This window comes from Chloroflexus sp. MS-CIW-1 (assembly GCF_030444705.1).
Classification (GTDB): Bacteria; Chloroflexota; Chloroflexia; order Chloroflexales; family Chloroflexaceae; genus Chloroflexus.
In genome coordinates this window covers 821,241-847,514 of the sequence record NZ_JAUBWR010000001.1, presented here as the reverse complement: position 1 = coordinate 847,514, position 26,274 = coordinate 821,241, and the positions used below count along the sequence as shown (strand labels likewise).

Annotated in this window: 20 protein-coding genes and 1 rRNA gene; 17 read left to right on the top strand and 4 right to left on the bottom strand. The window is 54.8% G+C overall.

The genetic code is table 11. The features are described 5' to 3' along the window. The first annotated feature begins 150 nt into the window (after positions 1-150). From QTO31_RS03370 to QTO31_RS03310, 13 genes are all read left to right on the top strand, one after another. Positions 151-2,580 carry a branched-chain amino acid ABC transporter substrate-binding protein gene (locus QTO31_RS03370; protein WP_301428092.1) on the top strand — a complete coding sequence of 810 codons (2,430 nt, stop codon included), beginning with the start codon at positions 151-153 and terminating at the stop codon, positions 2,578-2,580. A 79-nt stretch (positions 2,581-2,659) separates the two neighbouring features. Continuing rightward, positions 2,660-3,826 (top strand): branched-chain amino acid ABC transporter permease, encoded by a 1,167-nt coding sequence (locus QTO31_RS03365; RefSeq protein WP_031460757.1) that lies wholly within the window; start codon positions 2,660-2,662, stop codon positions 3,824-3,826. A 5-nt stretch (positions 3,827-3,831) separates the two neighbouring features. Continuing rightward, positions 3,832-5,181, top strand: coding sequence for a branched-chain amino acid ABC transporter permease (locus QTO31_RS03360; RefSeq protein WP_031460758.1), 1,350 nt, complete (start codon positions 3,832-3,834; stop codon positions 5,179-5,181). Positions 5,182-5,183: 2 nt separating this feature from the next. Continuing rightward, positions 5,184-5,963, top strand: coding sequence for an ABC transporter ATP-binding protein (locus QTO31_RS03355; protein ID WP_031460759.1), 780 nt, complete (start codon positions 5,184-5,186; stop codon positions 5,961-5,963). Positions 5,964-6,144: 181 nt separating this feature from the next. Continuing rightward, the gene (locus QTO31_RS03350; RefSeq protein ID WP_031460760.1) at positions 6,145-6,861 is read left to right on the top strand and encodes an ABC transporter ATP-binding protein; all 717 of its coding nucleotides are present in this window, start codon (positions 6,145-6,147) and stop codon (positions 6,859-6,861) included. Between the two features lie 221 nt (positions 6,862-7,082). After that, complete coding sequence (locus QTO31_RS03345) at positions 7,083-7,433, top strand: hypothetical protein (RefSeq protein WP_301428091.1); 351 nt, start codon at positions 7,083-7,085, stop codon at positions 7,431-7,433. A 498-nt stretch (positions 7,434-7,931) separates the two neighbouring features. Beyond that, positions 7,932-10,259 carry a sodium-translocating pyrophosphatase gene (locus tag QTO31_RS03340; RefSeq protein ID WP_301428090.1) on the top strand — a complete coding sequence of 776 codons (2,328 nt, stop codon included), beginning with the start codon at positions 7,932-7,934 and terminating at the stop codon, positions 10,257-10,259. A 478-nt stretch (positions 10,260-10,737) separates the two neighbouring features. Beyond that, positions 10,738-11,259 carry a bidirectional hydrogenase complex protein HoxE gene (gene hoxE / locus QTO31_RS03335; protein ID WP_031460763.1) on the top strand — a complete coding sequence of 174 codons (522 nt, stop codon included), beginning with the start codon at positions 10,738-10,740 and terminating at the stop codon, positions 11,257-11,259. 3 nt (positions 11,260-11,262) lie between these two features. Next, a complete protein-coding gene (locus QTO31_RS03330; RefSeq protein ID WP_301428089.1) occupies positions 11,263-12,870 on the top strand; it encodes a NuoF family protein in 1,608 nt (535 codons plus the stop codon). Then, a complete protein-coding gene (gene hoxU / locus QTO31_RS03325; RefSeq protein WP_031460765.1) occupies positions 12,860-13,567 on the top strand; it encodes a bidirectional hydrogenase complex protein HoxU in 708 nt (235 codons plus the stop codon). The genes QTO31_RS03330 and hoxU overlap by 11 nt, the downstream gene beginning before the upstream one ends. Positions 13,568-13,635: 68 nt before the next feature. Further along, positions 13,636-14,169: an oxidoreductase gene (locus tag QTO31_RS03320; RefSeq protein ID WP_031460766.1), complete on the top strand. Its 534-nt coding sequence runs from the start codon at positions 13,636-13,638 to the stop codon at positions 14,167-14,169. Positions 14,170-14,212: 43 nt separating this feature from the next. After that, positions 14,213-15,634: a Ni/Fe hydrogenase subunit alpha gene (locus tag QTO31_RS03315; RefSeq protein ID WP_031460767.1), complete on the top strand. Its 1,422-nt coding sequence runs from the start codon at positions 14,213-14,215 to the stop codon at positions 15,632-15,634. 397 nt (positions 15,635-16,031) lie between these two features. Further along, positions 16,032-16,532 (top strand): hydrogenase maturation protease, encoded by a 501-nt coding sequence (locus QTO31_RS03310; RefSeq protein WP_301428088.1) that lies wholly within the window; start codon positions 16,032-16,034, stop codon positions 16,530-16,532. A 125-nt stretch (positions 16,533-16,657) separates the two neighbouring features. Here the strand turns inward: QTO31_RS03310 and QTO31_RS03305 are convergent. From QTO31_RS03305 to QTO31_RS03290, 4 genes are all read right to left on the bottom strand, one after another. Continuing rightward, a 16S ribosomal RNA gene (locus tag QTO31_RS03305) occupies positions 16,658-18,146 on the bottom strand. Between the two features lie 527 nt (positions 18,147-18,673). Further along, the gene (locus QTO31_RS03300) at positions 18,674-20,146 is read right to left on the bottom strand and encodes a tetratricopeptide repeat protein (protein WP_301428087.1); all 1,473 of its coding nucleotides are present in this window, start codon (positions 20,144-20,146) and stop codon (positions 18,674-18,676) included. Beyond that, the gene (locus tag QTO31_RS03295; protein WP_031461214.1) at positions 20,143-20,349 is read right to left on the bottom strand and encodes a zinc-ribbon domain-containing protein; all 207 of its coding nucleotides are present in this window, start codon (positions 20,347-20,349) and stop codon (positions 20,143-20,145) included. Before QTO31_RS03295 ends, QTO31_RS03300 begins: the two co-directional genes overlap by 4 nt. A gap of 136 nt (positions 20,350-20,485) precedes the next feature. Further along, positions 20,486-21,448: a GGDEF domain-containing protein gene (locus QTO31_RS03290; RefSeq protein WP_031461215.1), complete on the bottom strand. Its 963-nt coding sequence runs from the start codon at positions 21,446-21,448 to the stop codon at positions 20,486-20,488. A gap of 456 nt (positions 21,449-21,904) precedes the next feature. Between QTO31_RS03290 and QTO31_RS03285 the strand changes: the two genes are divergently transcribed. The 4 genes from QTO31_RS03285 to rnc all read left to right on the top strand — a co-directional run bounded on the left by QTO31_RS03285 (position 21,905) and on the right by rnc (position 25,973). Beyond that, positions 21,905-23,002: a site-2 protease family protein gene (locus QTO31_RS03285; protein ID WP_301428086.1), complete on the top strand. Its 1,098-nt coding sequence runs from the start codon at positions 21,905-21,907 to the stop codon at positions 23,000-23,002. Between the two features lie 19 nt (positions 23,003-23,021). Beyond that, positions 23,022-23,882 carry a fumarylacetoacetate hydrolase family protein gene (locus QTO31_RS03280; RefSeq protein ID WP_031461217.1) on the top strand — a complete coding sequence of 287 codons (861 nt, stop codon included), beginning with the start codon at positions 23,022-23,024 and terminating at the stop codon, positions 23,880-23,882. Positions 23,883-23,994: 112 nt separating this feature from the next. Beyond that, a complete protein-coding gene (gene fabF / locus QTO31_RS03275; RefSeq protein ID WP_031461218.1) occupies positions 23,995-25,236 on the top strand; it encodes a beta-ketoacyl-ACP synthase II in 1,242 nt (413 codons plus the stop codon). Positions 25,237-25,241: 5 nt separating this feature from the next. Beyond that, positions 25,242-25,973 carry a ribonuclease III gene (gene rnc, locus QTO31_RS03270; protein WP_301428085.1) on the top strand — a complete coding sequence of 244 codons (732 nt, stop codon included), beginning with the start codon at positions 25,242-25,244 and terminating at the stop codon, positions 25,971-25,973. Positions 25,974-26,274: the final 301 nt, after the last annotated feature.

Below are 26,274 nucleotides of genomic sequence, written 5' to 3'. Positions count from 1 at the left end.
ATTCGACTACTGTCATCCACTGTGGTTAACCGTTCGCAACGCAATGATGCGCAGCGCTCGCTCAAAGCGCTTAGTCATGCATTGTGTTGCCTATGGCAACCCTTTGGAGACAGCAGATTGCCTGTTTGAGGAGGTAAGGAGAAGATGGTCATGAAACGTTCGATCAGTTTCTTGTTGCTGGTCGGTATGCTGGCCTCGCTGCTGGCAGCTTGTGGAGCGCCACAGGCCCAGCCGACGGCCACACCGCAACCGGCAACCCAGGCTACAGCGGCGCCTCAGCCAACTGCGGCTGCCGCACAAGTTATTAAGATTGCTACCCAAAGCCCATTGTCAGGTGGGCAGGCCGCGCTCGGTACCGGTATGAAGAATGCCGCCGAGTTGGCAGTTAAACAACTGTCTGGACCGCTTGCTGAATTGGGCTTCCGCGTCGAGCTTGCTCCGTTCGACGATCAGGCTCGGCCAGAGGTGGGGTCGGCGAACGCAAAGAATATCGTGTCGGATCAGGATATTCTCTGCGTGGTCGGGCACCTGAATTCAGGAGTGGCGCTAGCTGCTTTGCCGGATTACAAGAATGCCAGTCTGGCGATGGTCTCACCGGCGAACACGAACCCAAAGATTACCGAGGGTGGCTACGAAGTGGCCTTCCGCGTGGTGGGACGCGACGATGTGCAGGGTGCGGTGGCCGAGAAGTTTGCCCGCGAAGAGCTGAAGGTGAAGTCGGTCTACATCATTCACGACACGACGGCCTACGGGCAGGGGGTGGCCGAGTTCTTCCGTCGCAACGCTGAGGCCAACGGCCTGAAAGTGCTGGGCTTCGAGGGCACGGAAGAGCGCAGTGACTTTTCAGCGATCTTGACCCCAATCCTGGCTGCAAACCCCGACCTGATCTTCTTTGGTGGTATCTACGACCAGGCCGGGCCGTTCTTCCGCCAGGCGCGTGACCGGGGGATCACGGCCCAGTTTATGGGGCCTGACGGTCTTGAGTCGGAGGAACTGGTAACCCTTGCTGGTGATGCAGTCGATAAGATGTATTACACCACCGTCGCTGCACCGGTAAGCCAGTTCCCTGATGCGGCGAAGTATGCACAGGACTATCAAGCAGCCTACGGCGACTCCGCACCCGCGTTCTCGGCACAGGCCTATGACGCGACCGGTATCTGTCTTACTGCCATTACCAATGCGGCAAAGGCTGCTGGTGGGAAGCCGACGCGGGCTCAGGTTTTGGCCGAAATTAAGGCGCTCAAGTCGTACAAAGGTATCACCGGTACTTACACCTTCAACGCGAAGGGTGATCCTAATCCGGCAACCTACTTCGTGCTTCAGGTCAATGCTGCCAACTGGAATGAGAACAAGCTCGTAACCCGACTTGAGATTGCACCGCCTGGTGAGGCGGCAAGTGGTGGTACAACCGGAGGTGCCACTGGTGGTACTGGTGAGTTTGATCTGACTGCACTAGCAGCACAGCTTGGCAATGTTGCTGCCAAGATTGGCAAGATTAAGATCGCTACCCAGGGTCCGCTTTCGGGTGGGCAAGCCGCGCTCGGTACCGGTATGAAGAATGCTGCTGAACTGGCGGTCGAGCAACTTAATGCCCAGTTGGGAGCACTTGGGATTACTTTCGAGCTGGTGCCTTTCGACGATCAGGCTCGGCCAGAGGTGGGGTCGGCGAACGCAAAGAATATCGTGTCGGATCAGGATATTCTCTGCGTGGTCGGGCACCTGAATTCAGGAGTGGCGCTAGCTGCTTTGCCGGATTACAAGAATGCCAGTCTGGCGATGGTCTCACCGGCGAACACGAACCCAAAGATTACCGAGGGTGGCTACGAAGTGGCCTTCCGCGTGGTGGGACGCGACGATGTGCAGGGTGCGGTGGCCGAGAAGTTTGCCCGCGAAGAGCTGAAGGTGAAGTCGGTCTACATCATTCACGACACGACGGCCTACGGGCAGGGGGTGGCCGAGTTCTTCCGTCGCAACGCTGAGGCCAACGGCCTGAAAGTGCTGGGCTTCGAGGGCACGGAAGAGCGCAGTGACTTTTCAGCGATCTTGACCCCAATCCTGGCTGCAAACCCCGACCTGATCTTCTTTGGTGGTATCTACGACCAGGCCGGGCCGTTCTTCCGCCAGGCGCGTGACCGGGGGATCACGGCCCAGTTTATGGGGCCTGACGGTCTTGAGTCATCTGAGCTGGTTGATCTGGCTGGGAATGCGGTTGATGGTATGCACTATACGACTGTCGCCGCACCGGTAAGCCAGTTCCCGAAGGCGGCGAAGTACGCACAGGATTACCAGGCTGCGTATGGCGACGCTGCACCTGCGTTCTCGGCACAGGCCTACGATGCGACCAACATTTGTGCTGCCGGTATTCTGTCGGCGGCTATTGCAGCGGGTGGCAAGCCGACACGTGCGCAGGTGGTGCAGGCCATTCGTGGTTTGCCGCCCTTCCCAGGTATTACCGGTACCTATGACTTCAACGAGAAGGGTGATCCAACGGTTGCTACCTACTTTGTGTTGAAGGTCAATGCGGCGGATTGGAACAAGAACGAGCTGATTAGCCGTCTCGAGATCGCACCGCCAAAGTAAAGTGAGGATGTAAGGGAATGTGCAGTGCGCGGGAAACGCTATCCCGCGCACTTGCCTAATGATTAGTTCGGGAGTATTCATGGCTGTCGATGCAACGGTTGCATCCACGACTGCACGTCGGTCGCTGGGAGAAGTGGTAGGGGTTGTTCTGGGTCCGGTCGGTCAACTTCTGGCATTCATCGTTGGGAGTGCGGTTAGTCTGTCGTTGATCGTAGTGGTGCTTGCTCTCGTACTCTCACCCGGCCAACCCGATATTATGCAGCGGGTAGTGATTATTCTGCCCCAGGTTATTATCGACGGATTAGTCCGTGGGTTTCTCTTCGCTACCATCGCTCTCGGTTACACGATGGTTTATGGCGTTCTTGAATTCATCAATTTTGCCCACGGCGAGATTTTCATGATCGGCGGAGTGGTGGGGGCAACGGTGAGTTTGCTGCTGGTGAACTCCGGCACACTGGCAAGTATTCCGCCACTGGTCTTCGTTCTGTTGGTTGTGTTGATTGCAATGGCCTTCTGTGGGATGCTGGCTGTCACAGTTGAGCGAATCGCTTATCGACCGCTTCGTAATGCCCCACGTCTGGTACCACTTATCTCGGCAATTGGGATGTCACTGATCTTGCAAGACTTGGCTCGCCTGGTGATGACCAACAGTCCGCTGGGATTCAACGCACGGTACCAGACCCCTGATTTTGGTCAACCGCTTCGCTTATTTGAGATGCAGGTTGGCGAACGTAGCGTACCGGTCATTCTCAGTCCGCGTGATCTTATCTTTATCGTCGCGGCAACTATTATGTTGATTGTGCTGAATTACATCGTAAATGTGACAAAGCTCGGTAAAGCGATTCGAGCGACAGCACAAGATATGCCGACGGCGAGCTTAATGGGTGTTGATGTAAATCGGATCATTGCGCTAACCTTTTTGATCGGTGGAGCACTCGGTGGCGCCGCTGGTGCATTGTTCGGCTTGCGCATTGGTACCGTGAATCCATACATGGGGCTGATCCCTGGCCTGAAAGCGTTTACTGCTGCTGTGTTAGGTGGTATCGGCAATATTACCGGTGCCATGGTTGGTGGTATTGTACTGGGCTTTCTTGAAGCCTTTGTCGCTGCTTACCTGGCTATCTTCACGGGTGGTAATTTCTCAGGTGCAGCTTATGCCGATATTGCAGCGTTTAGTATCTTGATCTTGCTGTTGATCTTCCGGCCTTCCGGTCTGCTCGGTGAGGCGACAACGCAGAAGGTGTGAGCGATATGACCACAGGCACTTCTTCGCAGAGTCTATGGCAACGTGTAACAGCGCCTCTCAGTAGTGGACCTACCGCGTATGCGTTTCTAACGTTCTATGTGGTGGTTTGTTCTGTTCTTCTCTTGACCAACCCACGTACCGAACTGAGCACCGATATAGTGTTTGTGCTCTTTATGTTGTCGATGCTCGTAGCTTATCGGTCGCGGGTGTCAGCGTGGTTTAAGGTTGCGCTCGGAGCGATTGCGCTGGGCATTGTTTTACCCTACTTTGGGACGCTTAATCCTTTCTACATCGATGTGGCGACCCAGGCCGGTATCTTCACAGCATTAGCCCTCGGTTTGAATGTCGTTGTTGGGTTTGCCGGTCTGCTTGACCTTGGCTATGTGGCGTTTTTTGCTGTCGGTGCGTATGCCTGGGCAATCTTTAGCACTCCACAGATTACTGAGATCAATCCGGCCTGGAGTCCGGTTGACCCGATTATGTTCTATCCATTTCTGGTCATCGGTCTGATCCTGGGCCTGATCACTGGTGTGCTGTTAGGTTTGCCGGTATTGCGCTTGCGTGGTGATTATCTGGCAATCGTGACGCTAGGCTTTGGTGAAGTGATCCGGGTGGTTGCCAATAACCTTGATCGTCCGATTAACGTTACGAATGGTTCTCAGGGTATTCGGGATATTGAACGCCCGCCATTGATATTGGTCGATCTGGTGCGTAATCTGGGTGTGCAGGCTGATGACAATCGGCTTTACCAGCTCTTCTTTTACTACCTGGTGCTAATCATTTTGCTCCTGACCGTGATTGTTGTGGCCCGGCTGAAGAATTCGCGTATCGGTCGGGCATGGGAAGCGATTCGCGAAGATGAGGTGGCCGCGATTGCTCAGGGCATCCCGCGTGTGCGCATGAAGCTATTGGCCTTCGCGATTGGGGCCTCTTTTGCAGGTGTGATGGGCGTGGTGTTTGCCTCGAAACAGCTCTTCATCAACCCGCCGACGTTTGATCTATTACGCTCGATCAATATTCTGGTCATGGTGATTCTCGGTGGTATGGGTTCGATCCCCGGCGCGATGCTTGGCGCTATCATTGTCACGATGCTTGACTTGCAAATCCTACCTCGTATCGCAGCGGTGATCCGTGAAGCGCAAGCGGCTGGCTTACCCATTCCTCGCCAGTTCGATCCAACCCAGTATCAGCGGCTCTTTTTTGGGCTGTTGTTGGTCGTTATGATGATCTTCCGCCCCGAGGGACTCTGGCCTGACGAACGACGTCGTGAAGAGCAGCATGAGGTAGAAATTGGTGAAGAAGAGTTAGCGTCCGATAAGGCCGTTGCCCCAACCGGCGCCGATACGGGGAGATAGCTATGGCGCTTTTAGAAGCTGCACATATTACGAAAATCTTCGGTGGTCTAGTTGCAGTCAACGATGTGACCTTCACCGTTGAACCGGGAAGTATTGTCAGCGTGATCGGGCCGAACGGTGCCGGAAAGACCACGTTTTTCAATGTTTTGACCGGCATCTATAAGCCTGATAAAGGTCAGGTGATCTTTGCCGGTCAGGATATTACCGGCTGGCGACCCGACCAGATTGCTGCGCTGGGAATGCGGCGCACATTTCAGAATATCCGCCTATTTGGCAACATGACCGTGCTAGAGAATGTTCTGATCGGCATGCACGTGCATCTGAAAGCCTCGATCTGGAGCGTGATCTTCCGTGCGCGCAATATGGTGCGGGAAGAGGCGAAAGCTCGCAACAAGGCTATCGAATTGCTCGATTTCGTCGGTATTGCTGACAAGCGCAACGAGTTGGCGAAGAATTTACCTTACGGCGACCAGCGTCGGCTTGAGATCGCTCGTGCCCTGGCAGGCGATCCGAAGATCATTCTGCTTGATGAGCCAACCGCCGGTATGAACCCGCACGAGACGACAGAGGCTACCCAGTTGATTCGTCGTTTGCGCGATGAACGTGGGATCACTGTTATTTTGATCGAGCATGATATGCGGCTGGTGATGTCGATTTCTGAACGCATTACAGTGCTTGATTACGGTAGTAAGATTGCCGAAGGCGATGTGCAGGCTATCCGTACCAATCCGCGGGTGATTGAAGCCTACCTCGGTAGAGGCGCCGCTGGTCACGCTGCTTGATCTTTCATTGTGAATGTGTAGCCATGGCAACCAGATCAGTCGTTCAGAAGCTAGAGAAGATGGTTGAAACCTTTCTCCGCTCAGGACAGACAAATGTGATCGCGCACCAATGACTCCCCCTTGTGCCGTTTATAGGCTCGAATCGGGTTCTGGGTGACCATGGCTTAGGACAGAGGAAATTATGGCGCTGCTGGAATTGCAGAATGTACATACCTACTACGGAAAAATCCATGCCCTCAAAGGTATCTCGATGCGGGTTGAAGCCGGGGAGATCGTGACCCTGATCGGCTCGAACGGTGCTGGTAAGAGCACAACGCTACGTACTATTTCAGGGTTGTTGAAACCTCGCCATGGTCAGATTTTGTTTAAGGGGCAGCGGATTGATACCTTACCACCGCATGAGATTGTGAAGCTAGGGATTGCTCAGGCGCCCGAAGGCCGACGGATCTTTCCACGCCTGACCGTGCTGGAAAATCTTGAAATGGGTGCCTTCCTCTACAATACCCGCAGCCCTGAATATCAGGCCGACCTTGATCGGGTGTTGACCCTCTTCCCGCGTCTGCGCGAACGGGTGAGCCAGAAAGGGGGGACGCTGTCGGGTGGTGAACAGCAGATGCTCGCTATCGGTCGTGCATTGATGACCCGTCCCCAGGTGTTGTTGCTCGATGAACCATCGATGGGGCTAGCTCCAGTATTAGTCGAGCAGATTTTCGAGATTATTCAGACGATTAATCAGCAAGGTACAACCGTTCTGTTGGTGGAGCAGAACGCCTTGCAGGCTCTCTCAATTGCCCATCGTGGGTATGTGTTGCAGAGTGGTGAGATTGTGCTGGAAGATACTGCCACCAATCTGCGTAACAATGCGATGGTGCAGAAGGCATATTTGGGTTTGGAGTAGCGGGTAGCGGAACAGTTTTGGGAGGAACGGGGGGATGAGGGTACGATCCCGAAAAGCACCATCGCCGCAGTATCCGCCTGAAGGGATACGATTACAGCCAGCCGGGGGCCTATTTCATTACTCTCGTCGCGCAGGGGCGGGTGTGTATATTCAGCGATGTTGTCGATGGCGCGATATGCCGGAACGATACAAGACGTATCGTTGCCGAGGCGTGACAGTGGTTGGCCACACAGTACGCTTACGTGATGCTGGATGCCTGGGTCGTCATGCCCAACCACCTGCACGGGATTATGGTGATCACCGACCCCGGTGGGGATGCCGATCAGGGTAAGGGCGTTCACGAACCGCCCTCACCCGGCGCAAATCGGTCGGGCGGCTGGTGGGGGCATTTAGAACGGTGTCCACCAAACGCATCAACGAACAACGCGGTACGCCGGGCGCGGTGGTCTGGCAGCGATTATTATGAACATATCATCCGTGGTGTGGCGTTGCTGGTGTGGATTCGTCGGTATATCGCCACCAATCCAAATCCATCGTGTTGGTCTATGGATCGGGAGAATCGCAGTTACTAAGAGCCTATCCGAATAATTGTCTCACCGTACAGCGGATGAAACCTGATAGATGTACGGGCGCAGCGTCGCTGCACCCCAACCGATCTTCGTTTTGCGACAGGGTATTCCGGATAGGCTCTAAGCACAGGTAACATGTGCGATTTGCATAAATTCGCCATCCCTGACTGGCCGACGTCTGCCGCACTGCTGCCCAAACTCATCTCCGGCGCACTGCGGGTGAAATGCGGAACGGTTTTTGGCGGAGCGGGGAAGATGAGTAGCACCGTCACCCATGTCGGGCTTGCAGCCCATGTTGTGCATGCACAATCTTCGCACCACTTCTGCCCAACACTCCCTTTGTGCCGCCCGTTGCAATCGTAACTCGACTATGCTAGAATAATTCACGTCTACAAGCGGGGGATTTTCCACTGTTACCAGCGCTTCGCGCGAGCCTTGAGTCGCACGCCGCGCCGGCAAGTTCATCGGTTCGTGCATTCGTGCAACGAAGGAGTTGGGATCATGCAAGATCTGAATGCCGTCCAAAGTCTCGCAGTCTGGGTCGTTCTCGTTATCTCGCTGCTCGGTATCGGTTACGCCTTCTTCATTCGCAGTCAAATCCTTGCTCAGGATACGGGTACCCCAAAAATGCGTGAGGTCTGGGGCTTCATCAAGACCGGAGCGAACGCATATCTAAGCCAGCAATTCCGCACCATTTCTATCTTGATCGTTATCTTAACGTTTGTTCTAGCGGCAAGTGTGTTTATCATTCCCCCAACAACCGAAGCGGTTGAGCGCTTTGGCAGCAAAGAAGCGGCCACGCTTTGGGTCGCCATTGGGCGGGCCGTTGCCTTCCTGATGGGGTCACTCTTCAGCTATGCCGTTGGTTTTGTGGGCATGAATGTGGCCGTTGAGGGGAATGTTCGCGTGGCAGCGGCTGCACGCAAAGGGTATAACCCGGCGTTACAGGTGGCGTATAAGTCCGGTTCGGTAACCGGTATGCTGACCGTCGGCCTGGGGTTGCTGGGTGGAACCTTGATCTTTATGGTGTTTGGTATTGCTGCTCCTGATGCCTTGCTCGGTTTTGGCTTTGGCGGCTCGCTGATCGCACTCTTTATGCGTGTAGGCGGTGGTATCTACACCAAGGCGGCTGACGTAGGCGCCGATCTGGTCGGGAAAGTAGAAGCCGGTATCCCTGAAGACGATCCCCGCAACGCGGCAGTGATTGCCGACCTGGTTGGTGATAATGTTGGCGACTGTGCCGGTATGGCTGCCGACGTGTTTGAGAGCTTTGAAGTCACGCTCGTTTCAGCGTTGATTTTGGGTCTGGTGTTGGGCGATGCGGTCGTCGGTACAATCGGCGATGGTGACTATGATCTGCGCTTTATCATCTTCCCCCTGGTGTTGCGGGCCATTGGGGTTGTAGCGTCGGTTATCGGGAACCTGTTTGTAACTACCGATGAGCGCAAGCGTAACGCAATGGCGGCGATGAACCGCGGCTTCTACATTGCCGCTGGCCTGGCTATTGCCGCTAGCGCTGCGGCAACACCTGTCTTTATGGTGAGTGAGGCCACCGGCGTAGTGGACTGGCGGCCTTTCTTTGCGACGCTGTCGGGTGTGGTTCTGGCTATTGTGCTCGATAAGCTGACCGAGTATTTTACCAGTACCCACTATAGCCCGGTAAAAGAGACCTCCAAGGCTTCGCAGACCGGATCGGCGACGAATATCCTCTCTGGCCTGGCACTGGGTATGGAGAGTAGTGTCTGGGCGATTCTGGTGATCTCTGCCTCGATCTTTACCTCGGTGTTGATTTATTCAGGGGAACCGGCAGCAACTCAGTTTACCGCTATCCTGTACGGTGTGTCATTGACCGGTATCGGGATGTTACTACTCACCGGTAACACCATCTCGATGGATAGCTTCGGGCCGATCTCCGATAATGCCAATGGTATTGGTGAGATGGCCGGCCTCGATAAGAATGCCCGCAATGTAATGGATGATCTTGATGCAGTTGGTAATACAACCAAGGCCGTTACCAAGGGTATTGCGATCGGTTCGGCGGTCATTGCAGCAGTAGCGCTCTATGGTTCGTATTTCACGGATGTGAATAAGGTGTTGTTGCAGATGATCAACGAGGGTAAGGAAGGTATTGAACTACTCGCTTCGATTAACGTGGCGGCTCCACCGGTATTTATCGGTCTGTTGATCGGCGGTGCAGTACCGTTCCTCTTCTCGGCCCTGACTATTCGTGCAGTGTCACGGGCGGCTGCCCAGATCGTCAATGAGGTGCGGCGACAGTTCCGTATCCCTGGCTTGATGGAAGGTAAAGTACAGCCCGATTACGCTCGTGCGGTTCAAATTTCGACGACGGCAGCTCAGAAAGAGCTGATCAGTTTGGGTTTGATCGCGGTGATGGTGCCGATTATTGTTGGCTTTACATTAGGTGTCGAAGCGCTGGGTGGTTTCCTTGCCGGTATTATCCTTACTGGTCAATTGATGGCGGTGTTCCAGGCTAATGCCGGTGGCGCCTGGGATAACGCCAAGAAGTATATCGAAGAAGGCAACTTCGGCGGTAAGCATAGCGAGCCGCATAAGGCGGCAGTGGTTGGCGATACCGTTGGTGATCCGTTGAAGGATACAGCCGGGCCAGCGTTGAACCCAATGATCAAGGTCATTAACCTGGTAGCGCTCATTATTGCGCCTATTGTGGTGACGGTTGAACCAGGTAGCCCCGGCGTGATTATCGCCATGATCATCTGTGTTGCAGCGTTGATTTGGGCGATCTGGCAGAGCAAGCGCGAGAGTGAAGCGCTGAAGGAGATTGCTCAGGCGCCAGCTTCCGCTGATTAAATGTTTCTTGAAGGTGATACGTAGGGGTGGGTGATGAACCTACCCCTGAATTTGTTTCTGGCTATTTCCTCTCGACGATACCTCTTCCGCTATGGGAGAGAAAAGGGGTTATGGGAAAGGTAAACGGGAGTGCTATGCTTCTATGACGTGCACTAACTTCCAGGTGAACCTATCAGTTGGCACATCAGCACCCTATCATCCTCATTAGGTTCCTCACAGGCGGGGTCCGTACAGCGGTTGCGGGGATTACTGTCTGCAAGCATGCGATGTTCGTCAATGTCGCTCCGTGGTTGTGCAGTTCGGTGATCACATGCAACCCGAAGCTGAAATCATTAATAGCTCACTCATACCTCATTTTCGTTATCAGAACTTTACCCATCCTGACTGTTAACGGTTGGTAGTGAATTTTTTCCACAAAAACTGTTACTAGCAGGATAGGATCAAAGTAGCATTCGCTCATCAGTCTGGGAGAAGTGTGATGACGACACCCACGACCGATATTGCTACCGACCGCAATGTTCGCCCTGTTAGTGACAATCGCCGTAAGATTCTCGAAGCGACGATGAAACGCTTCCAGTATCAAGGCGATGCACTGATCGAGGTTCTCCACAAAGCCCAAGAGTTGTACGGCTTTCTGTCACCGGAGTTGTTGAGCGAAGTAGCTCAGCGGCTCAGGTTGCCGCCGAGCCGAGTCTACGGTGTGGCGACCTTTTACCACTTCTTTTCTCTCGTACCGCAGGGTGAACATAGTTGCACGGTCTGTCTGGGTACGGCCTGCTACGTGCGTGGTGCAGCACACCTATTGCACGATCTTGAAACACTTAGCGGTGTCAAGGCTGGTCACACCAGCAGCGATGGACGGTTTTCCCTACTCACAGCGCGCTGTCTAGGTGCCTGCGGCATTGCGCCAGCAGTCGTGCTTGATGGTGAGGTCATTGGTCACGCCGATTGCTCTGATCTGACAGCCCGTATTCAGAAACTGCTTGGCCGCGAGGAGTAGCGTATGGATCTCCACGAACTTGAGGCAATTGCTGAACGCGAGCAGGCTCAACGTCCTCATTTACGTATCCTCTGCTGTGCTGCGGCCGGTTGTCAGGCTTCAGGCGCATTAGAGATTAAGCGTCGGTTAGAGTTAGTCCTCTCCGCCGCCGGTAAGCTGGCTGAGGTCGAAGTGACGCCGGTTGGGTGCATGGGGCTGTGTGGTCATGGGCCACTGGTGCGCATTGAACCCGAGGGGACAGTGTTCGAGCGGGTGACTCCGGCAGATGCCGAAGAGATTGTAAGTGCGCTTGAGCAAGGCCCTTGTAATGTCTTGCACTGCGACCTGAACCATCCCTTCTTTACCCGCCAGCAACCGATTGTACTGCGGCACTGCGGTCGGATTAATCCTGAACGAATTGAGGATTATATTGCAGTCGGTGGCTATCGCACCCTCTACCATGTGATTCACGACCTGACTCCGGCTGAGGTCATCCAGATTATTGCGCGCAGTGGTCTGCGGGGACGGGGCGGTGCCGGGTATCCGACCGGATTAAAGTGGGCTACTGTTGCCAAAAGTCCCGGTGAACGGAAGTTTGTGATCTGTAATGCCGACGAGGGTGATCCAGGGGCATTTATGGATCGCAGCGTGCTCGAGAGCGATCCGCACCTGGTGCTCGAGGGTATGGCGATTGCAGCGTATGCAGTGGGCGCCGAACAAGGGTTTATTTACGTGCGCGGTGAATATCCGCTGGCAATTGAACGGTTACAGAAAGCGATTGTGCAGGCTCGTCGGCTGGGTTTGCTCGGTGCCCAGATTTTTGAGAGCGGTTTTAACTTTCGGGTTGATATTCGGGTTGGCGCCGGCGCTTTTGTCTGTGGTGAAGAGACAGCTCTGATCGCGTCAATTGAAGGACGGCGCGGTCAACCACGTCCGCGTCCGCCATATCCGGCAGAAAAGGGTCTCTGGGGCATGCCCACTCTGATCAACAATGTCGAGACCTTTGCCAACGTTACTGCCATTATTGAACATGGCCCAGAGTGGTTCCGTCAGATTGGAACTGAGAAGAGTAAAGGGACAAAGGTCTTTGCGTTGACCGGCAAGATTCGCAATACCGGTTTAATCGAAGTGCCGATGGGGATCACGCTACGCGAGATTGTCTACGAGATTGGAGATGGTACACCCGATGGCACGCCGGTAAAAGCCGTTCAAACAGGTGGCCCTTCAGGTGGGTGTATTCCGGCTGAGCTGTTTGATACGCCGGTTGATTACGAATCACTGGCTGCCGTCGGTTCAATTATGGGTTCCGGTGGGATGGTGGTCATGGACGAGCACACCAACATGGTTGATGTTGCTCGCTTTTATATCGAGTTCTGTAAAGACGAGTCTTGCGGCAAATGTATTCCCTGTCGGGTTGGTACAGTACAGCTCTTCAATCTGCTGACCAAATTACGGAACGGGCAGGCACAACCACGCGATCTCGATACTATAGAAGAGTTGTGCGAGTTAATGCGCGAAACAAGTCTTTGCGGGTTAGGGCAATCAGCACCAAATCCGGTGCTGAGTACGTTGCAATACTTCCGGCACGAGTATGAGCAACTGATTGGCGTGGAGGTTGATCATGGCAGCTAAAACACTCACAATTGATGATCACCTGGTTTCAGCCCGACCCGGCGAGACGCTGCTAGAGGCTATTCGCGAAGCGGGGATTGTTATTCCTACTCTTTGCCATCTCGACGGCCTATCGGATGTAGGCGCCTGTCGGCTCTGTCTGGTCGAGATCGAAGGTCAACGGCGGTTACAGCCGGCCTGTATGACTATGGTGAGTGAAGGGATGGTTGTGCGCACCTCTACACCAAGGTTACAAGCCTATCGACGTCAAATTGTTGAATTGCTTTTTGCTGAGCGCAACCATGTATGTGCCGTCTGTGTTGCCAGTGGCAACTGTGAATTGCAACGGCTGGCCGCAATGGTAGGTATGGATCACGTGCGCTACGACTATCTTTCACCTGATTGTTCGGTTGACATCTCGCATCCCCGGTTTGGCATTGATCACAACCGTTGCGTCCTCTGTACCCGTTGTGTTCGTGCCTGTGATGAAATTGAGGGTGTACATACCTGGGATGTTGCCGGTCGTGGCGTGCAGGCACGGGTGATTACCGATATGAACCAGCCGTGGGGAACATCAACCACGTGTACCAGTTGCGGCAAATGTCAACTGGCCTGTCCGACGGGGGCTATTTTCCCGCGTGGTGTAACGGTAGGTGAACGGCCACATGCCAGCGAGCGGATTGCGCTGATTATTGAGGCACGGAAGCAACGCTGGTAAGCAGAACATAATTGCCGTGTGAGATAGTGCTGGCGCAATGGTGAGCCACAGGTGAGAGGAAGCAACTTATGAGCCGCTTGCGTATTGCGACGATCTGGCTGGGTGGATGTTCGGGATGCCACATGTCGTTCCTCGATCTCGATGAGTGGCTAATCGAGCTGGCCGCTCGTGCCGATCTCGTTTATAGTCCTATTGCCGATGCGAAACATTTTCCAGCAGAGGTTGATCTGACCCTCATCGAAGGTGCGATTGCTAGCGACGAACATCGTGAGCTGGCAAAGACGGCACGCCGTCAGAGCAAATGTATCGTTTCCTTCGGTGATTGTGCGGTAACCGGTAATGTAACAGCGCTGCGCAACCCACTTGGCCCGGCCAGGAATGTGCTACAGCAGGTGTATGTCGAGCACAGTGACCCACGAGGGGTTATTCCTCACGAACCGGGAATTATCCCGCTTCTGCTCGATAAAGTCGTGCCGGTACACCAGGTCATTCCCGTAGATTATTACTTGTCGGGCTGTCCGCCCTCGGCGTCACGCATCCGGGCACTGCTAGAGGCGCTGCTGGAAGGGCGCGAACCACTGGTCGATATTCGCTACGGATAAGCAAGCGCTGGTGCTACAACTACGTTGAGCGAGGGAGTGAACAATGGGCCAACGTATTCTCATTGATCCGGTCACGCGCATTGAGGGTCATGCCAAGATCAGTATTCATCTTGATGAGGCCGGTAATGTCGCGGAAACACGGTTTCATGTCACCGAGTTTCGTGGCTTCGAGCGCTTTTGTGTTGGCAGACCCTTTTGGGAGATGCCTGGTATTACGGCACGCATCTGCGGTATCTGTCCGGTAAGCCACTTGCTTGCTTCGGCACGTGCCGGTGACGGCATTCTCGCTGTGATAATTCCTCCTGCTGCCGAGAAATTGCGTCGATTGATGAATCTGGGGCAGATCATTCAATCTCACGCGCTGAGTTTCTTTCACCTGAGTGGCCCTGATCTGATGCTTGGTTTTGATAGTGATCCGGCTCAGCGCAACATCTTTGGTCTGATTGCAGCCGATCCAGAGCTGGCACGCAATGGCATTCGGCTCCGTCAGTTTGGACAAGAGGTGATTGAACTGCTAGGCGGACGCAAGATTCATCCGGCCTGGGCTGTGCCAGGCGGTGTGCGCAGTGGCCTTAGCGAGCGGAGTCGCGATCACATCCGGGCAAAACTACCAGACATGCTGACCATTGCCTGTCAGGCCCTTGGTAGACTTAAGCAGCTCGGTGAAACGTATCAACGTGAAATTGAAACATTCGGTGTCTTCCCCAGTCTCTACCTAGGTATGGTTGGCCCTGGTGGACGATGGATGCACTATGGCGGGAAGCTCCGTGTGATCGATCACCGTGGCAACATTCTCGTTGATGAACTCGATCCCATCGACTATTGTGATGTTATTGGTGAGGCGGCTGAACCGTGGAGTTATCTGAAATTCCCGTACATTCGGGCTTTAGGCTATCCGCAAGGGATGTACCGGGTCGGGCCGCTGGCGCGGATCAACATCTGTACAACAATGGGTGCGCCGCGAGCCGACGCCGAATTACAGGAGCTACGTCAGGCAGTTGGGCCGGTCATTGAAGGGAGTTTCTACTACCACCACGCACGCCTCATCGAGATTATTGCTGCACTCGAGCGGATGGAAGTTTTGCTTGAAGATGACGACTTACTCTCGTCAGATTTACGTGCTGACGCTGGTGTCAATCGTCACGAGGCGGTAGGGGTAAGTGAAGCGCCACGGGGCACCCTCTTCCATCATTATCGAGTCGATGAAAAGGGGTTGATTACGCACGTCAATCTAATCATCGCTACTGGTCAAAACAATCTCGCTATAAACCGTACTGTTGCTCAGATTGCGCAGAGCTATATTCAGAACGGTCGGTTTGATGAAGGAATTCTCAACCGGATTGAAGCCGGTGTGCGTGCTTATGATCCATGTCTCAGTTGCTCAACCCATGCCGTTGGTCAAATGGCAATGGAGGTGGAGTTGTACGATGCTCGTGGTGAGCTGGTAGGTCGACTTTGTCGTTAGACGGCGAAGCATACCGTGCCTGGCAAACGGTCAGGCGAGCGAATATTTGAATGTCTATGCCTGAATCAAGTTGCCCATCGTGCAGAGAGCTAATCCGAACATTCGGCCTGGTGTCGGAGGAGGTGCGGTTCGCAAACCGCACCTCCAATACTGCGGGGTGGTGATTATCAGCGCACGGCGTACCGTCTCTTCCCGTCAGCGTGCATCTGTCGGGAGGTAGAATTACTGCGTCCGTCCGTCTCCGCCTTCGTCCGTCAGACTACCCCACCGTGCGCCACTAATCGGCATCAGGATGATTGCGCGTCGTGTTCTGAACATCACCTGGGTTCATCTGTTGTATCTTTTTGCGGTATAATTGTCTTACCGGTATCAGGGAACATCGTAGAAAGAGTTGGCTATGGGAAGCATTTGCCAGCGTCGATGTCCGGCAGTAGCGCCACGAGGAGTTGTCATCGGCTACGGCAGCCCACTGCGTGGGGATGATTATGCGGGACAGGCTGCGGCCGAGCGATTACGACAATGGCGCATCGTCGGGGCACATGTGATCACAAAGGCTCAACTCTCGCCTGAGTTAGCGTCCGTGATTGCGCAGGCTCGTCGCGTTATCTTTCTTGATGCAGTGGTAGATCGAACCGATGTTGACGTGCGTGTGGTAGAACCCGCGCCGTTACGGAATGTCAGCCATCAGAGTGAGCCGGCAGGGTTATTAGCTCTGGCACGTCTCCTTTATGGTCGTGTTCCTCGTGCTGTTCTAATAACCATTCCGGCCTATGACACGACGCTCAATCTGGCGCTCAGCCCGGCTACCGAACGAGCAGTTGCCCATGCAGCCCGGCTGGCACGGGCGTACCTGGGGCGACGCTACTGGGCGTTACAGGCTCGTGCCTGGGGTGAGTAAACTATTAAAAATATCCCCCGTAACGTAACCACCCCCAACCGTGAGGTTGGGGGTGGGCACCTGAACAGGCAAGCGTGATCACATCACGCCTCGTAGAAGAAGGAATGATGGGAGTGACTCCCTAGAAAGGAGGTGATCCAGCCGCACCTTCCGGTACGGCTACCTTGTTACGACTTCGTCCCAGTCGCGGCCCCTGCCCTCGGCCGCTGCCTCCCCGTTGGGGGGTTAGCACACGGACTTCAAGCATTGGCCACTCCCATGACGTGACGGGCGGTGTGTACAAGGCCCGGGAACGTATTCACCGCGCCATGGCTGATACGCGGTTACTAGCAACTCCGCCTTCACGGGGGCGAGTTGCAGCCCCCGATCTGCACTGAGACCACGTTTAAGCGATTAGCTCCGCCTTGCGGCTTGGCAACGCATTGTCGTGGCCATTGTAGCGTGTGTGTCGCCCTGGACGTAAGGGCCATGCTGACTTGACGTCATCCGCGCCTTCCTCCGCCGGTCACGGCGGCAGTCTCGGTAGACACGGGTAACTACCGACGCGGGTTGCGCTCGTTGCGGGACTGAACCCAACATCTCACGACACGAGCTGACGACAGCCATGCAGCACCTGTGACGCACCCTCGCAGGCGGCCGTCTTTCGACGGCGTGCAGCGTCATGTCAAGCCCAGGTAAGGTTCTTCGTGTTGCGTCGAATTAAACCACACGCTCCGCTGCTTGTGCGGGCCCCCGTCAATTCCTTTGAGTTTTAAGCTTGCGCTCGTAGTCCCCAGGCGGCCAGCTTATCGCGTGAGCTAAGGCACGCAGCGCACAACCGTGCGCCACACGCCGAGCTGGCATCGTTTACGGCGTGGACTACCCGGGTATCTAATCCGGTTTGCTCCCCACGCTGTCGCGCCGCAGCGTCAGGACGAGCCCAGGTGGCCGGCTTCCCCACTGGCGTTCCTCCGGATCTCTACGCATTTCACCGCTCCACCCGGAATTCCACCACCCTCTGCTCGCCTCAAGTCTGCGCGTATCGGCACGCCTCGCCCCGTTAAGCGGGGCGCTTTCAGCGCCGACGCCGCAGACCGCCTCCGCGCCCTTTACGCCCAGTAACTCCGGACAACGCTTGCCCCCTCTGTCTTACCGCGGCTGCTGGCACAGAGTTAGCCGGGGCTGCTTCTGGTGGTACCGTCGTGGTCGTCCCACCCGAAAGGAGTTTACAACCCGAAGGCCGTCGTCCTCCACGCGGCGTTGCTCCCTCAGGCTTCCGCCCATTGGGGAAAATTCCTTGCTGCTGCCTCCCGTAGGAGTCTGGGCCGTGTCGCAGTCCCAGTCTGCCCGGCCGTCCTCTCAGACCGGGTACCCGTCAGTGGCTTGGTGCGCCGTTACCACACCAACAACCTGATGGGCCGCAGGCCCCTCCCAGAGCGCCCGTAGGGGCTTTCCTCCGTAGAGCGTATGCGGGATTATCCCGTCTTTCGACGGGGTATCCCCCACTCTGGGGTAGGTTACCCACGTGTTCCTCAGCCGTTCGCCACGCAGCCAGCCGAAGCTGCTGCGTTCGACTTGCATGCATTAGGCACGCCGCCAGCGTTCGTCCTGAGCCAGGATCAAACTCTACATACTTGGACGAGGGCGTGAGTGATCACGCTTGGTTGTTCAGGTGCAGGCACCATCGGGGGAACAAAAAACTAGGTCACGGCTGTGACACTAGTTGGCGATGACGCGCCCGATGGGTTGTCAGGTCTACCGGCGAGGTGAGACCGTTGCACTAGCAACGTGGGGAAGTATACCGGAACTTGCGCGGTTTGTCAAGTGGTGTGGACGCGGGTGGTTTGTCGAGGATGCCGTGCGCAGCAGGCACGCCGGTGCCAAGCGAGAGAAGCGACGGGAGAGGCAAGGGGGTGAGCGGAACCTCCTGCTAGCCTCCCTGTGCTCTCTTCTGGTGGGCGAGTACTGTGTTGGGGGAAGGTGAGGTAGAGCTTATCCGGAATACCCTGTCGCAGAAGAAGATCGGTTGGGGCGCAGCGCCGCTGCGCCCGTACATCTGATAAGCTGAGTGTATCCTTGCGCTCTGTAGATGATTTGGGAAGCTGCTCCTCGCTAATACCTCAGCACCTGCCGCTACCGATACTCCAGAGCATGCTGTTACGTCATGGATTACGAAACAGTGGTAACTTCACTCCTGTCAATTCCAGGACTGTTTCGGCTCGTTGTCGCCACACGCTGGCCGGGGCCTGATCGGCGACGGCTTCAAGATGAGCGCGACCTTGATCTAAATCACCTTGCGCACTGAGGGTTAGGCCGTAGTAAAAACGGGCTTCGCTACCGGCACCGGCTTCGAGCGCGGCATCGGCAGCTTGCAGAGCTCCCGGCAGATCACCACAGTAGTACCGTGTTCCGGCCAAGATGGTGAGGGCATCGGGGTCGTTTGGGCTGATATTCACAGCCGCCTGTGCTGCCTGCAAACCACTGGTACAGCGCTCGAAGCCACTATCGAGGTGGAAACGAGCGGCTAATGTCAGGTAGTAAGACCGCTCGTTGGTTGGTGCAAGAATGACGGCCTGCTCGTAAGCATCGGCAGCAGCGACAAAATCGCGTTGTGCGAAGGCCAGTTTGGCTTGAATCAAGGCAATGGCCGGATCAGAGCGACCACTCGCCTGTATGCGCTGTAAGGAATTGACCGCTGCGTTCAGATCCCCAGTGTAGATATACGCTGCGGTTAGTAATGACCAGATGCGGACATCGTCGGGATGAGCGTCAGCCAGTTGTTTAAGCTGTTCAATACCCTCTTGTCGGTTACCGAGGCGCAGATGGGTATAGGCACGGTAGATCGCTGCTGCTAGCCCATGTTCGCCAGTTGGTTCAGCCTGATCGAAGAAAGCCAGCGCTAAACGCTCGTAACCCATATCGAGTGCCAACTGGCCAAAGAGTTGTTGCCGGGTCGCTGAATCGAGGGTAAGGACGTGGTTGAGCATATCTGAACCGATCATTGGCGGTAACAGGGGTTGGAGAAAGGGGTCTGCGAAGGTTGCTGATTGTGGAATTGGAGTGATTGATACGTTCGTTGGATTGAATAAGGTCGCAAATAGTGTCTGGCGTTCAACGGTGAGTTTGGCCCAATCAGAGGGTAGTTGCTCGATAGCGACTGACCGGTAGATATGGAAGGCTTGATCCAGTCTACCTTCCTTCAGATCGACATCGGCCAACAAAAGATCGCGCACTGTACAGAGTAAGGGCGTACAGTCGGTCAATGTCTGCCAGGTGCGGTATGCTGCTGCCGTGTCTCCCTCGCGCATCGCCAGATTACCTAAATAGAGTACAGCGAGCTGATATTCACGTGGCCGCAAACCAGCTTGAATGGCAGAGGCGAAGGCTCGTCGCGCCAGATCGGTTTCATTGCGCACCGTCAGGACGATGCCAAGCCGTAGGGAGGCATCGCTCAGGAGGTTTGTTAGCGAAGCGTAGGTAACGAGCGCTGCACGGTAATGACCGGCAACAAAGAGGGTGTCGGCCTGACGTAATGTATCGTAAGGGTCAGGACGGAGGGCAAGTGATAGTGCAACGACTGTAAGCAGGGTGTAAGCTGCCCAGATGATGCGCTGACGCCAACGGAGGTCAATCACTCTTCATCTAGCTCTGCTAGTTCTGCACGCGGCTCAGTGCGGCGACGCTGAGTCTCGCGACGGTTACGACACTTTGGGCAACGAGTCGGTTCATTGAGAAAGCCCTTATCGGCGTAGAACTCTTGCTCGCCAGCAGTAAAGATGAAGGTTGCTCCGCAACTGCGGCAGATTAACTCCATATCTCGATAAAAGATCATTGCCATAGGCACCTGCCAGTGCGTGTAACCTGATTCAGATTTCTCTTTATTGTACCACGTCGCACTGCCTGATGCTTGGGTGTCACGAGTGATACAGAGCTTTTCAACACCACGCCGGTGGTTTTGCCAAGCTCCTTGCTTATCATACTGAGTGGCCGACCACGACGCGGTTTTTACCAGCAGCTTTTGCTCGCAGTACAGCTTCGGTTGCGATGCGCAGGATAGTATCAGCGTCGCGAGTATGTTGGGGAATGGATGCAATTCCTATCGAGATAGTGACCGGAAAAGGCCAGAGCTGTGAACGCTCGATAATTCGTTGGCGTAATCGTTCAGCCAGTGCAGACGCACCACTGACGCCGGTTTGAGGCAGTATCGCCAGGAACTGATCGCCTGTCTCCCAACGGGCGAGAATATCACTTGGCCGCAATTGTTCACGCAATGTTGCTGCCAGATCACGGATTAGTTGATCGCCAGCGGCGTAACTTAGTTCATTGTAACGACGCAGATGGTCACCGTTGATCAACAATATGCTACACGGCTGATTTTGTTCAAGCGCAATTCGTATCAGATCGTCGAGACGTCTGCGGGCGATAAGGCTGTTGGGTAAGCCAGAGACTGGATCAACCTCAAACTGCCGTTGGTTATTAATGGTTGTGCCTAACGCTGCCAGTTGCGTGATCAAACGGTTGAGGAGTGCACCAGGGTCGGCGTTGTCGGGAGTGAGGTATTGCAGAATTGTTGCCGGATCGCTGTTGATAGGAATCGAATGGTACCGAATAACAGGTATGGTGTTGAGATCGAGTCGTTGCATTTGTCGCTGGAACAATGCTCGCAGACGCTCGATCTGCATCGTTTGCGCAGTGTGGTTACTGACAGGAGCAACAATCACAAATTGAGTGTTTCCTGGCTGGTAGAGTGTTCCTGCAAGTTCTTCGCGCAATAAAAGTGCGAGCCAGCGGAGGGTGGTTGGCGGCAGGGCAGGTGGTAGTTGCACATCGATCAGATGGCAGGGTAGCGTTGGTTGGGAGAGCCATTCGGCGAAGGCCAACAAATTGGCAGCGCCGGTATTGGGATCGCGACGCAGGATAACATTGGGGTTTGCCATAGTTGTTCCCGGCGTTGATAGATACTCATATTCGGCCACTGGTTAGTGGTCAAAATCCAGGACAGAATACAGTGCCGCTCTTGAAATCTATCTCATTATACGAGATATCGGCTGTCTATTTGCACAGCATGAGGCGGAACCACGCTTATCTTCGCGCACCGATGTACATAGCGGTGTTCCTGTGCTGGCTCGTGCTGCGACTCGACGGGGGTCTCGTTGCGCACTACACAATGCGGGCCAGAGGCCTGCGATCCCAGGGAGATTGCACGGATTGGCGATTGCCGGTAGTGGTTGCCTGATATTCGCCGGGTCCGAGCCATTGGTAAACCGTTCTATTATTGAATGGAACCCAAAGCTGAGAACTCCGAAAATATCTGGAAATCTACAAACGGTCGCATGGTCTGTTCAGGCCTGTGGTAAGATGAACAATGACACTGTTCCAGCAAAGGAAACACCATGATGTTCGAGATTGACACGATTTCTACACTCCGCATATTGGCCGCTGAGGTGATGCTGGTTAGCGCCACGGAAGAACTGACCAATGGTGATCAGCGGGCTGTCCGCTGTCGAGGACAGTTGCTCTTAGAGGCACAGGCTGCGCATGATGCAATTGTGGGTCGAGCAGAGCGATTGGGTTACACACCGCTTTTTCAGCATGATCCAGCCGGTGCGGCAATTCTGTTTATTCCTACACCGCCTAAAGCCCAGCCTTCACGTTTGTGGCTGGCAGTGTTGCTCTTTTTGCTTACTGTTGCCTCAACGATGCTGGTTGGCGGGCAAGAGTATATCGAAAGTACCGGTCAAGTTGTGTTCAACTGGGGTTATGCCCTGAGTTTCAGCGGTTCACTGCTGGCGATACTTCTCGCCCATGAATTAGGTCATTTTATTGTGGCTCGTCGTGAGCGCGTGGCGGTTAGCTACCCTTTTTTCATTCCAATGCCATTCTTTTTGCCGGGGACAATGGGGGCATTTATTGCGATAAAAGACCTGGTGCCAAACCGGCGGGCGCTGCTGGCAATCGGGATTGCCGGGCCATTGGCCGGTCTGTTCGTCGCCATACCGGTACTGACCATCGGATTGAGCATTTCGGAAGTAAAACAGGTCGTACCGTTGCCAGGCAGCTTTACCGAAGGCAATTCGTTGCTCTACGCGGCAATGAAGATATTGATTTTCGGGCGCTTTCTGCCGAGCGGCGGTGAAGATGTTTATCTGCACCCGATGGCACTTGCCGGTTGGGCAGGTCTGCTGGTGACCGGTCTTAATCTACTGCCGGCCGGTCAGCTTGACGGTGGGCACATTTTCTTTGCCCTGTTTGGCCCGCGTGCGGCCCGCCTGATGAGTGCGATTGTTGCAGTGGCACTCCTCGGCCTGGGATTTTTCTGGTCGGGCTGGTTCATCTGGGCAGTGATGATTGCTTTGATCGGTCAGCAGCGTAGTCCATTGCGGAACGAGATTTCTCCGCTCGAGGGCCCGTGGCGGTGGCTGGCATACATCGGTATCTTAACGTTTATCCTGGTTTTTACACCGATTCCGATTACGGTGAATACGCCGTGAAGGGATATATGGAGGACGTATGAAGTTCTTGACGTATCGGTATGATGGGGCTGAGCGTGTTGGTGCTCTACGCGGCGATGAGGTCATCGATCTGTCGCCGTTGGCGGCGTCGATGTTGGAACTGATCGATGGCGGGCCTGATCTGCTGGCTGAAGCGCGGAAACTGGTGGCAGCAGCAGAAGGGGGGCTGGCGTTGGCTGAGATTGAACTGCGGGCACCGATTCCACGTCCGCGTAAAAACATCATCTGCCTAGGCATGAATTATGCCGCGCACGCGATTGAGTCGCTGCGGGCGAAAGGTTTGCCGGAAAAACTGCCGGAATATCCGGTCTTCTTTAGTAAGATGCCGACAGCGGTAAATCACCCGAACGCACCGGTTCCGCTCATGCCCGATGTATCGGCCCAGCGTGACTGGGAGGTGGAATTAGCTGTCATTATTGGACGACGCGGAAGGGATATTCCGGCGAGTGCTGCGCTCGATTACGTCTTTGGCTATACCATCATGAATGATGTGAGTGCCCGTGATTTGCAGACGCGCCACCAGCAATTCTTCTACAGCAAGAGTCTCGATGGCAGCGCGCCGCTAGGGCCGTGGATTGTCACTGCCGACGAAATTCCCGATCCCCACGCGCTTGGTATTCGATTGCGGCTGAACGGTGAATTAGTTCAGAATTCGACCACTCGCGACATGATCTTTGATATTCCGACCTGTATTGCTACGTTCAGCCGCGGCATTACGCTTGAGCCTGGTGATATTATTGCGACCGGTACGCCAGCTGGGGTTGGAATGGGGATGACGCCACAGCGTTGGTTGAAAGCCGGTGACGTCATGGAAGCTGAGATTGATGGCATTGGAGTATTACGGAATACCGTCGAGTAGTTGTGCCGGGTGCTGTCGTTGTTGTACTGGGAGCCATTTGCCATAGTTCCTGGTACAACATGATATAATGCGCGCCGATGTTATTCGTTGCTTGCAACACTAAGGAGTGATCATGGATCGACGGGTGGTAGTGACCGGAATGGGGGCAATTAGCCCACTTGGCCTCAGCGTAGCCGAACTCTGGCAGGGGATCGTCGCAGCGCGGAGCGGCGTCGGTCCGATCACATTGTTCGATCCGACGGGTTTTGATACCCGCTTTGCCGCCGAGGTGAAAGGTTTCGATCCGATAAACTATATGGATCGCAAAGAGGCGCGACGCACCGACCGCTTTGTCCAGTTTGCAATTGCAGCAACGAAAGAGGCGTTGCGTGATGCCGAACTAGAGATTACACCGGCCAATCGTGATGAGATTGGGGTCTTTATTGCCAGTGGAATTGGTGGGATTGCAACACTCTCTGAGCAGCTAGAGGTGCTACGCAGTCGTGGGCCAGGACGGATAAGCCCCTTCTTGATTCCAGCGATGATTACGAACCTGGCTGCCGGTCAGGTTTCGATTGTCACTGGCGCCCGTGGGCCAAGCTACTGTGTGACATCGGCCTGTGCCAGTTCAGCGCATGCAATTGGTGAGGCCGCAGAGACCATTCGACGTGGCTGGGCGAAGGCGATGATTGTGGGTGGGAGTGAGGCCAGTATTACTCCGATTGGGGTGGCTGGGTTCAATGCGATGCGTGCCCTTTCCACCCGTAATGAAGATTATGACCACGCCTCACGTCCGTTTGATGCTGAGCGAGACGGTTTTGTGATGGGTGAGGGGGCAGCAGTGCTTATCCTCGAAGACCTCGAATTTGCTCTCGCTCGTGGGGCCCGTATTCTGGCTGAAGTGGTCGGTTATGGGGCAACGTCTGATGCGTATCATATCTCGAATCTGGCCGAAGATGGTGAGGGGGTGGCACGAGCGATCCGGCTGGCGTTGCAACGAGGTGGTCTAACGCCAGGCGATGTCGATTACATCAATGCCCACGCTACTTCGACGCCGTCCGGTGATCCGGTAGAAACCGCAGCTATCAAGCAGGTCTTCGGCGGTCGTGAACAGTCACCGCCGGTCAGTGCCAGCAAGTCGCAGTTCGGTCATCTTCTCGGTGCAGCGGGGGCCATCGAAGCGGTTGTCACCGTGTTGGCAATGCAAAACAATCTGTTACCGGCGACGATTAATCTCCAGCATCCCGATCCGGCATGTGATCTCGATTTTGTGCCGAACCATCCCCGTCCGGCCCAGATCGAAGTGGCTCTGAGTAACTCATTTGGTTTTGGTGGGCATAACGTCTGTCTTGCCTTCCGCAAATACCACGGATAGCGCGTATGTCCGAGCGATTAGCAGAGCTTGAGCGGGTGATTGGGATTACGTTTCAGGATCGTTCGTTATTACAGCGAGCATTTATGCACCGTTCGCTGTTTAACGAACAATCTCATCGATTGTCTCAGCCGACCGATTATGAGCGGTTGGAGTTTCTCGGCGACTCGGTGTTGCATTTCGTGACAACGACCTGGCTGTTTACGACCTTTCCTGAACAAGATGAGGCAACACTGACCCACTGGCGTGCTGAGCTGGTAAGCACGAAAGGACTGGCCGAATGTGCTGGTCAACTCAATTTGGGACAGTACGCCTATCTCTCACGTGGTGAGGACAATCCAGCGGGACGGAGTCGCAAAAAGTTGTTGGCCGATCTGTTTGAGGCATTGGTTGGTGCGATCTATCTTGATCAAGGTCTGGAAACAGTACGCACATTTATCTTGCGTTTCTGGCAAGAACGCATTGACCAGATCACCCGTCTCGATCTTGATCCAACAATGCGGCTGCAAGAATTGATGCAGGCGCGATTTAAGCAGCTTCCCGTCTATGAGATGGTCGAGGAGCGTGGCCCTGAACATTGTCGCGAGTATGTCATGGCGGTGAATGTTGTGGGCCACCAGTTTACCGGTTTTGGTGCGAGTAAGAAAGAGGCGAAGCGGGCTGCGGCGAGTAAAGCACTGGCAGCCTGGGGGGAACGTGGTCTCGATCCGTTAACGCCGATTGTTCCGAAATTAAAGTAAGCCTGGAACTGGTGCAAAAATTGTGGAATAACAGTAGGTTGCGGCAGTAGGGTGAACTTGCAGGTTGTTTCTCCTTATCTCATTCATAATGGGAGCAGAAGATAACCGCCAGGAAGGACATAGGTAGCGTTGAACACGCTCTTACGCTTGGCTGAGATCGCGGTCGCCGGTTCGCTTTCTGGTACGAGTGGGTGGTATCCGAATCTGAGCTGGTGACTGATAGTACTCTGTAATACCTGGTTGGCACACCCTGCAACCTTACCATTCTCCGCTCCTTCCGCATCCGAGAGCGGAAGAGGGC